The sequence below is a fragment of the Vibrio sp. YT-19(2023) genome (assembly GCF_033337395.1).
In genome coordinates, this window is the sequence record NZ_JAWOQN010000529.1 from 1 (window position 1) to 686 (window position 686).

The window sequence follows — 686 nt, forward strand, 5'->3', positions numbered from 1 at the left end:
TTGACTTGATTGAAGATCAGTTTGATGTCGCATTTCGTATGGGGGAATTGGATGATGCAGGGTTTGTCGCGCGCAAGCTGATGACGGTTGACATGGTGACGATCGCAAGCCCGAGCTATGTGCAGCAATATGGCATGCCAATACACCCAAAAGAGCTGGCCGAACATCGAACTCTCACTGGTTCGGTTACGCGTTGGAGCTATCGTAAAGCAGAGAACCCAAATGACCACGCCGATGTGGTCGTAAAAGGCAACTTGCGCTGTAAAAATGGACGAGCGTTAGTAATGGGCGCGCTGCACGGCAACGGCATTATTCGTGTTCCACTGAGTTACTGTGCAGAAGAAGTGGAGCTAGGCCAACTGATAAAAGTGATGCCAGATTGGGAAATTCCGTCGGTGCCCTTTTCCGCCATATTCCATCGAGATCGCTATCAACCGAAACGACTACGAACTTTTATCGATTTCATCAAACAGAAGTTTGAAGGCTCCTAATCTTACAGCTCAGCTCTCGCTAGATGGGATTCTCCAACTTGCCATAAATGTAGGCCAATTCTGCGACGGTTTTGGCTGAGAACTTTTTCAGTAAGCTGGCTCGATGAACTTCCACCGTTCTCATTGCAATGCACAGCTCATCCGCAATTCGAATATTGCGCTTACCAGCAATGATCAAACGTAAGATATCTTTTT

2 protein-coding genes are annotated in these 686 nt (G+C 47.4%); one reads left to right on the forward strand and one right to left on the reverse strand.

Going from position 1 to position 686, the window contains the following annotated elements:
- Positions 1–491: substrate binding domain-containing protein (locus R7E78_RS26915; protein WP_318058714.1), on the forward strand; the 491-nt coding region annotated here is incomplete at its 5' end.
- Positions 492–510: 19 nt separating this feature from the next.
- Here R7E78_RS26915 and R7E78_RS26920 read toward each other — a convergent pair.
- A partial coding sequence (locus tag R7E78_RS26920; RefSeq protein WP_318058715.1) for a LuxR C-terminal-related transcriptional regulator occupies positions 511–686 on the reverse strand: 176 nt, incomplete at its 5' end.